10 protein-coding genes and 1 tRNA gene are annotated in these 7,081 nt (G+C 69.6%); 10 read left to right on the top strand and 1 reads right to left on the bottom strand.

The genetic code is table 11. The annotated features are described in order from the left end of the window. The first annotated feature begins 104 nt into the window (after window positions 1–104). Together ACWD3C_RS28000 and ACWD3C_RS28005 are read left to right on the top strand one after the other, a co-directional pair. Entirely contained in the window at window positions 105–401 is a 297-nt protein-coding gene (locus ACWD3C_RS28000; protein WP_003955420.1) for a type II toxin-antitoxin system VapB family antitoxin, read from the top strand. Between the two features lie 139 nt (window positions 402–540). Then, window positions 541–1,188, top strand: coding sequence for a LytR C-terminal domain-containing protein (locus ACWD3C_RS28005; RefSeq protein WP_451148613.1), 648 nt, complete (start codon window positions 541–543; stop codon window positions 1,186–1,188). 98 nt (window positions 1,189–1,286) lie between these two features. On the opposite strand, the gene upp is transcribed toward ACWD3C_RS28005, so the two are convergent. After that, on the bottom strand, window positions 1,287–1,922 hold the full coding sequence (gene upp / locus ACWD3C_RS28010; protein ID WP_451148615.1) for a uracil phosphoribosyltransferase: 636 nt from the start codon (window positions 1,920–1,922) through the stop codon (window positions 1,287–1,289). Window positions 1,923–2,080: 158 nt separating this feature from the next. On the opposite strand from upp, the gene ACWD3C_RS28015 reads away from it, so the two are divergent. From ACWD3C_RS28015 to ACWD3C_RS28050, 8 genes are all read left to right on the top strand, one after another. Continuing rightward, window positions 2,081–2,263, top strand: a complete 183-nt coding sequence (locus ACWD3C_RS28015) for a hypothetical protein (protein ID WP_451148617.1) — start codon at window positions 2,081–2,083, stop codon at window positions 2,261–2,263. 371 nt (window positions 2,264–2,634) lie between these two features. Next, on the top strand, window positions 2,635–3,177 hold the full coding sequence (locus ACWD3C_RS28020; RefSeq protein ID WP_451148619.1) for a tRNA adenosine deaminase-associated protein: 543 nt from the start codon (window positions 2,635–2,637) through the stop codon (window positions 3,175–3,177). 59 nt (window positions 3,178–3,236) lie between these two features. Then, entirely contained in the window at window positions 3,237–3,668 is a 432-nt protein-coding gene (gene tadA / locus ACWD3C_RS28025) for a tRNA adenosine(34) deaminase TadA (RefSeq protein WP_451148621.1), read from the top strand. A gap of 110 nt (window positions 3,669–3,778) precedes the next feature. After that, window positions 3,779–3,863 (top strand) — tRNA-Ser (locus tag ACWD3C_RS28030). Window positions 3,864–4,077: 214 nt separating this feature from the next. Beyond that, window positions 4,078–4,254, top strand: coding sequence for a hypothetical protein (locus tag ACWD3C_RS28035; protein WP_451148623.1), 177 nt, complete (start codon window positions 4,078–4,080; stop codon window positions 4,252–4,254). 34 nt (window positions 4,255–4,288) lie between these two features. Next, the gene (locus tag ACWD3C_RS28040) at window positions 4,289–4,582 is read left to right on the top strand and encodes a Dabb family protein (protein ID WP_451148625.1); all 294 of its coding nucleotides are present in this window, start codon (window positions 4,289–4,291) and stop codon (window positions 4,580–4,582) included. Window positions 4,583–4,738: 156 nt separating this feature from the next. Next, complete coding sequence (locus ACWD3C_RS28045; RefSeq protein ID WP_451148627.1) at window positions 4,739–5,677, top strand: RNA polymerase sigma factor SigF; 939 nt, start codon at window positions 4,739–4,741, stop codon at window positions 5,675–5,677. A gap of 396 nt (window positions 5,678–6,073) precedes the next feature. After that, window positions 6,074–6,961, top strand: coding sequence for an RNA polymerase sigma factor SigF (locus tag ACWD3C_RS28050; RefSeq protein ID WP_451148629.1), 888 nt, complete (start codon window positions 6,074–6,076; stop codon window positions 6,959–6,961). The last annotated feature ends 120 nt before the right edge of the window (window positions 6,962–7,081 follow it).

Consider the following 7,081-nt stretch of genomic DNA (forward strand, 5'->3'; position numbering starts at 1 on the left):
GCCGGAGGGAATTCCCGTTCTGCCCGGTTTTACAACGTCATTTCCGGGGTCGCACTCCGCCGCCATGGCTGCGCCCGGAACGTCTCGACCGGTAGGCTTTCCGTGTGATCTTCAAGCGCATCGGAAACGGCCGGCCGTACCCCGACCACGGCCGGGAAAGCACCCGGCAGTGGGCGGACGTCGCGCCGCGCCCGGTCCGCCTCGATCAGCTCGTGACGACCAAGGGCCAGCTCGACCTGGAAACACTGCTCGCCGAGGACTCGACGTTCTACGGCGACCTCTTCGCGCATGTCGTGAAGTGGCAGGGCGACCTGTACCTGGAGGACGGCCTGCACCGCGCCGTACGCGCGGCACTCCAGCAGCGCCAGGTGCTCCACGCCCGCGTGCTCGAACTCGGCTGAGATCTCGACTGAGACCTCGGCTGAGATACATAGACGTACGACCCCGACGGCCCCGCCCGTTGGCCCTTTCGGGTTGCCCTGACCGCCGGTCAATGATCATCTAGTAGGCAACGCCGACCGAGCGCACTACGCTGCGCCCATGAGCATGCTGACTCCCCCCGGCATGGGCGGAAAGTACCGGATCACGGGGGACAAGTACCCCCGGCTGCGCCGCCCCCGGAAGCGTCGCAGGCTTGTGCTCGCGACCATCGCCTCCATGACCGCCGTGGGACTGGTCGGCTGGGGAACCCTGCAGCTCATCGACGTCTTCACCGGCGCCGGCGACCAGGCCGCGGCGGTCGGCCCCAAGGCGGACTGCTCCACCAAGGCGAGCCCGTCCCCCACCGCGTCGCCGAAGGTCCTGCCGCGGCCCGGCCAGATCACGGTCAACGTCCTCAACGCCACGCCCCGCAGCGGCCTCGCCAAGGACACCGCGGAGGAGCTGAAGAAACGCGGCTTCCGCATCGGGGAGATCGGCAACGCGACCGAGGCCTACGACAAGAAGGTCAAGGGTTCCGCGGTACTGCTCGGCGCGAAGGCCGCCACCGACACGGCCCTGCCCGTCCTCGGCACCCAGCTCTCCGGCGCCGAGCTGAAGACGGACGGCCGTACGAAACCGGCCGAGGTCGACTTCATCATCGGCTCCGCCTTCACGTCCCTCACGAAGAAGGCCGACGCCGACAAGGCCCTGGCCGCCCTGACCAAGCCCGCCCCGACGCCGACCGGCACGCCGCAGAAGAGCTGCTGAGGGAGGGCAAGGGAGAGCATCTGAGGGAGCTGCCGAGGGCCGGCCGTACGAAAGCCGGGTACCCCGAGGGCCCCCGCGCACCCCGACGGCTCCGGTAATTACTCCGCCGCCCCGTACAACCGATCCCCCGCGTCCCCCAGCCCCGGCACGATGTACCCGTGCTCGTTCAGCCGCTCGTCGACCGCGGCCGTGACGACCGTGACCGGCGTGCCCGCGAGTTCGCGCTCCATGACCTCGACGCCCTCGGGCGCGGCGAGGAGGACCACTGCGGTGACGTCGTCGGCGCCTCGCTTGATGAGCTCCTGGATCGCCGCGACCAAGGTGCCGCCGGTGGCGAGCATCGGGTCGAGGACGTAGACCTGGCGCCCGGAGAGGTCCTCGGGCATGCGTGAGGCGTACGTCGAGGCCTTGAGCGTCTCCTCGTTGCGGATCATGCCCAGGAAGCCCACCTCGGCGGTCGGCAGCAGCCGGACCATGCCGTCCAGCATGCCGAGGCCGGCCCGCAGGATCGGCACGACCAGCGGGCGCGGATGGGAGAGCTTGACGCCGGTCGTGGGAGAGACCGGGGTCTCGATGTCGACCTGCTCGGTGCGCACGTCCCGCGTGGCCTCGTAGGCGAGCAGCGTGACGAGCTCGTCGGCGAGCCGACGGAAGGTCGCGGAGTCGGTGCGCTGGTCGCGCAGCGTGGTGAGCTTGTGGGCGACCAGGGGGTGGTCGACGACGTGGAGACGCATGGCCACAGGGTATCCGGGCCGTCGCGCCCCACCACCGCCCCGCCCGCGACCTCGACCGTCCCTCCCCGCCGGGCACCGCCCCCGCCATCGCCCTCTCGCCGGCATCAAACCGCCCATCGGAGGGAAAGTGGGAAGAACTGAGCCAGGGTGGTGAGCCGATGCCTGACGTGGACGAGGGGTCCCAGGAAGAGCGGGCGACGGACGCCGAGCGCAGGAGGCGCAGGGCCCAGTTCCTGCGCGAGCTGGCGGAGGCCCGGGAGCTGCGGGCCCGCGTCCAGCCCCGCCGCGCAAAGACGGCCCGCCTGCGGCACGCCATGCGAATGCGCACCTTTCGCTGGTAGCCGGGGGTGGCGGTGCCGAGGTCGAGGGAAGTCCGCGTACGATCACCAACTGGCAGCGACAAGTGCGCAGGTGAGCCGCCCCCAGGAGCGAGTGAGCCGAAGGGGCGCGCCTGTGTCGGGAGGCCGAACGCGCGCAGGCCCGACGAAGGAGGGCTGAGCACGATCGGCCTCCCGACACAGGCTCCGGCGCCCCGGAGGCGAACCGAGCGACAAAAAAAGGGCGCGGGGACACAGCGGGCCGAAGATGTCCCCTGAGCGCTTGGTTTCTGCCACGATTCCGAGTGGGCGGGGCTCGGAGCAGCACTCCCCGCCCACAACCTCCGCCGGGGGGACCCCCAACCGGCACACCTAAGACCAGTGGGAGAGTCACGGTGTACTTCGCCGCACTGCTCGCGCGCACCGAAGACGGGTGGGAAGCGAGCGACACAGAGCTCGACGATGTGGAGACCCTGTCGGATCTGGCCGACCTGGCCCGTGAAGCCTCGCCCGACGACGAGACGGTGCTCGTGCTCCTGGAGCAGGAGGACGCGTGGTTCGGTGTCGTCCGCGTGGACGGCGAGGAGGATCCTCGTATCTACGTCTCGGACGCCGCCGCCGCTGCCCGCAGTTCGTACGGCGAGATCCTGCTCACGGACGAACTGCTCGGAAGGGAGCCAGGCGACGACGGCGCCGACCTGGACGCCCTCGACCTCGACGGCACGGAGGACGGTGAGCCCGAGGCCGACGGCGACGATGACGATGACGACGGCACCGCGGTCGACTCCGCCATGCCGCACGGCCCGGTCGGGGACCGCGAGATCCTCGACGACCTGGGCGTCAGCGAGAAGGAACTGCGCTCACTCGACGCCGACGACGCCCTCTCCGCGATCGCTGAGGCCCTGGGCGCCTCGGAGGTACTGGAGACGGTCCGCTGACCGAGCAGGCCTCGGCGGCGACGACACCGGACCCGGTACGCGCCCCCTGGCGGGCCGCGATGCGGCTCGCCCTCGCCGAGGCCGGCCGGGCGGCCGAGGGCGGTGACGTGCCGGTCGGCGCCGTCGTGCTGTCCGCCGACGGTACGACCGTGCTGGCGGCCGGCCACAACGAGCGCGAGGCGACCGGCGATCCGACCGCCCACGCCGAGGTCCTCGCCATCCGCCGGGCCGCCGACCGGCTCGGCGAGTGGCGGCTGACCGGCTGCACGCTCGTCGTCACCCTCGAACCCTGCACGATGTGCGCGGGCGCCCTCGTGCAGTCCCGGGTCGACCGGCTCGTCTACGGCGCCCGCGACGAGAAGGCCGGCGCGACCGGCTCCCTCTGGGACGTCGTACGCGACCGCCGCCTCAACCACCGCCCCGAGGTAATCGAGGGTGTACTCGCCGACGAGTGCGCCCGCATCCTCACCGACTTCTTCCGCTCCCGCTGACACCGGTCCCGCCGGTCCCGCCGATCCCGATCCCCATTTCCCGTCCCGGACACCGATCCCGCCGAATACCGATTTCAAACCACGCCTCACGTTGCTGTAAGGTCTCCCTCGGTAGCGTGTCCGAGCGGCCGAAGGAGCTCGCCTCGAAAGCGAGTGTGGCGCAAGTCACCGAGGGTTCAAATCCCTCCGCTACCGCCGAAGAAGGGCCCCGCCGTCGAGGCGGGGCCCTTCGTGCTGTCCGAATGCCGCCGGGTGCCGTCCGCGTGCTGTCCGGGACTGGCCTCTCAGGTGTGAAGTGAGGTCGTGGTGGATACGTGATCTTTTGCGAGCCTGCGAACATGTGGCCGAGATACACTCGCCGCCGGCAGCAGGGCCCAGCCCACGGGTACAGGACACGGGGGAGACAGCGGTGGCAGTGCAGGGAAAGAAGATCGCGCTGTACGTGGTCGTCGTCTTCGTGCTCTACGTGATCATCACTGATCCGAAGCAGGCCGCGGACTATGTCCAGATAGGGTTCGAGGGCATTTCGAGTGCCGCGCAGTCCATCGGCGACTTCATGTCGTGGCTCGCCGATGGGGCCGACTGAGCGCCGGACCGCCGTACGACCTCCGGGGAGCACCATGATCCGCCACCTGGTCCTCTTCAAGCTCAACGAGGGTGTCGAGCGTGACGACCCGAGGGTCGTGGAGGGCGTGAAGGCCTTCCGCGCGCTGGGCGACCAGATCGACGAGCTGCGCTTCTGGGAGTGCGACTGGAACACCACCGACCGCCCCATCGCGTACGACTTCGCGATCAACTCGGCGGTCGAGGACCAGGACGCGCTGAAGCGGTACCTGGAGCACCCGGCGCACCAGGCGGGTGTCGCGTTGTGGCGCGAGTTCGCCACGTGGGTGATCGCCGACTACGAGTTCTAGGACGCGCGAGTCCGAGGTCATCGGACCACCACCTCGGAGCCTCCGCCGGAAAGGCGGGGGCTTTCGTGTCTCTCGCCGCTCAACACGACGATTTGCGGTGCTTGATCACAGTGCATATGTCTTGTGATGCTATGACCGCTTTTGACGGATGAGTTGATGGATCACGAGGTGGAGTTGACCGTGACGGCCAGTACTGCGCCTCAGGCCCCGGCGCCCGCCCCCGCACCCACGACCACGACCACGACCACGACCACAGCCAATCCGGCGCCTGCTTCGGCGCCCACTCCGGCATCCACGCCGGCGTTCACGCCCGCTCCCGCCCCCGAGAAGCGCCGGGGCGCCGACACCCGCGCCCTCACCCAGGTCCTCTTCGGCCAGCTCAAGGAGCTCACCCCGGGCACGCCGGAGCACAACCGCGTGCGCGGGGCGCTCATCGAGGCCAACCTCCCCCTCGTACGCTACGCCGCCGCCCGCTTCCGCAGCCGCAACGAGCCGATGGAGGACGTGGTCCAGGTCGGCACGATCGGACTGATCAACGCGATCGACCGGTTCGACCCGGACCGCGGCGTGCAGTTCCCGACCTTCGCGATGCCGACCGTCGTCGGCGAGATCAAGCGGTACTTCCGCGACAACGTCCGCACGGTCCACGTCCCGCGCCGGCTGCACGAGCTGTGGGTCCAGGTGAACAGCGCCACCGAGGACCTCACCACCGCCTTCGGCCGCTCCCCCACCACCGCCGAGATCGCCGAGCGGCTGCGCATCTCCGAGGACGAGGTCCTGTCCTGCATCGAGGCCGGCCGCTCGTACCACGCGACGTCGCTGGAGGCCGCCCAGGAGGGCGACGGGCTCCCGGGGCTCCTCGACCGCCTCGGCTACGAGGACCCGGCCCTGGACGGCGTCGAGCACCGCGACCTCGTACGGCACCTCCTCGTCCAGCTGCCCGAGCGCGAGCAGCGCATCCTGCTCCTGCGCTACTACAACAACCTCACCCAGTCGCAGATCAGCGCCGAACTGGGCGTCTCCCAGATGCATGTGTCGCGCCTGCTCGCCCGCAGCTTCGCCCGCCTGCGCTCGGCCAACAGGATCGAGGCGTGACCGCGAGACGGATGACGCCGGGTCAACCCCCAATCGGGGAGTGGCAGGAGGGGCACGCGGGGCGCACAAGGGCAGGCGGGGCGCACAGCTGGGCCGGGTCGGACGGGGTCCCAGGCCAGGAGGCGTAACCGAAAGTAAGACCGAGGCATCACCGGCGCGAGCGAATCACGTATCGGCTCGCTTTCCGACATTTCTGCACCGAAATACCCTCAGAACCTCAGTTTCCAGGGCTGATCCACCCTCCACATGTCGACATGTCACTACAGCGTGTTGCCGACATGTGACATTCTGCGGGAAGCGCGTTTGCCGCGGCCTCGCAGCCGGTATTCAGGTGGAGGCTGCGTTCCTCACGACGGGAGCGTCCGCCGCGTCCGTCCGCGACCCAAAGGGGGTGGCATGTCCGCAGACCAGGGCAGCTCGAAGGTGCTCACACTCGCCAAGAGCGAGTCCGCGCCCGACGCTCTCCAGGCCCCTCAGGACCCTCAGGACCTTCCGGGTCCCGAGGCCCTTCCGGCTTCGGAAGCCATCGACACCCGCACTCTGTCCCGCTCCCTGTTCCTGCGGCTCGCCGCACTCGACGAGAACAGCCCCGAGCGCGCCTACGTCCGAGACACCCTGATCGAACTCAACCTCCCACTCGTCCGTTACGCCGCCGCCCGCTTCCGGTCGCGCAACGAGCCGATGGAGGACATCGTCCAGGTCGGAACGATCGGCCTGATCAAGGCGATCGACCGCTTCGACTGCGAACGCGGCGTGGAATTCCCGACGTTCGCGATGCCGACGGTCGTGGGCGAGATCAAGCGGTTCTTCCGTGACACGTCCTGGTCGGTACGGGTGCCGCGCCGCCTCCAGGAGCTGCGCCTGGCCCTGACCAAGGCGAGCGACGAGCTCTCCCAGAAGCTCGACCGCTCCCCGACGGTCACCGAACTCGCCTCCGTGCTCGGCGTGTCCGAGGACGACGTGGTCGACGGCCTCGCCGTCGGCAACGCGTACACGGCATCCTCGCTCGACTCACCCGCCCCCGAGGACGACGGCGGCGAGGGCTCGCTCGCCGACCGCCTCGGCTACGAGGACACCGCGCTGGAGGGCGTGGAGTACCGCGAGTCGCTGAAGCCGCTGCTGGCCAAGCTGCCGCCGCGCGAACGCCGGATCATCATGCTCCGCTTCTTCGCCAACATGACGCAGTCCCAGATCGGCGAGGAGGTCGGGATCTCCCAGATGCACGTCTCCCGGCTCCTGACCCGCACGCTGGCCCAGCTGCGCGAGGGTCTCATTTCGGACTGAGGGGTGCCCCGCGCCCCCTGAGGATGCTGTTGGCGAAGTCCGGCCTGTGGCGTGGGCGGACCGACGAGTGGACCATGTGTGGCGGTGCCCGACTCGGAAGCGTGAACACTTCGGGCCGAA

It is taken from the genome of Streptomyces sp. NPDC002845 (genome assembly GCF_053591955.1).

Coding starts and splice junctions, on each gene's coding strand:
- ACWD3C_RS28050 (WP_451148629.1), top strand. CDS start 6,074: ATGTCCGCAGACCAGGGCAGCTCGAAGGTGCTCACACTCGCCAAGAGC.
- ACWD3C_RS28045 (WP_451148627.1), top strand. CDS start 4,739: ATGGATCACGAGGTGGAGTTGACCGTGACGGCCAGTACTGCGCCTCAG.
- ACWD3C_RS28005 (WP_451148613.1), top strand. CDS start 541: ATGAGCATGCTGACTCCCCCCGGCATGGGCGGAAAGTACCGGATCACG.
- tadA (WP_451148621.1), top strand. CDS start 3,237: ATGCGGCTCGCCCTCGCCGAGGCCGGCCGGGCGGCCGAGGGCGGTGAC.
- ACWD3C_RS28040 (WP_451148625.1), top strand. CDS start 4,289: ATGATCCGCCACCTGGTCCTCTTCAAGCTCAACGAGGGTGTCGAGCGT.
- ACWD3C_RS28015 (WP_451148617.1), top strand. CDS start 2,081: ATGCCTGACGTGGACGAGGGGTCCCAGGAAGAGCGGGCGACGGACGCC.
- upp (WP_451148615.1), bottom strand. CDS start 1,922: ATGCGTCTCCACGTCGTCGACCACCCCCTGGTCGCCCACAAGCTCACC.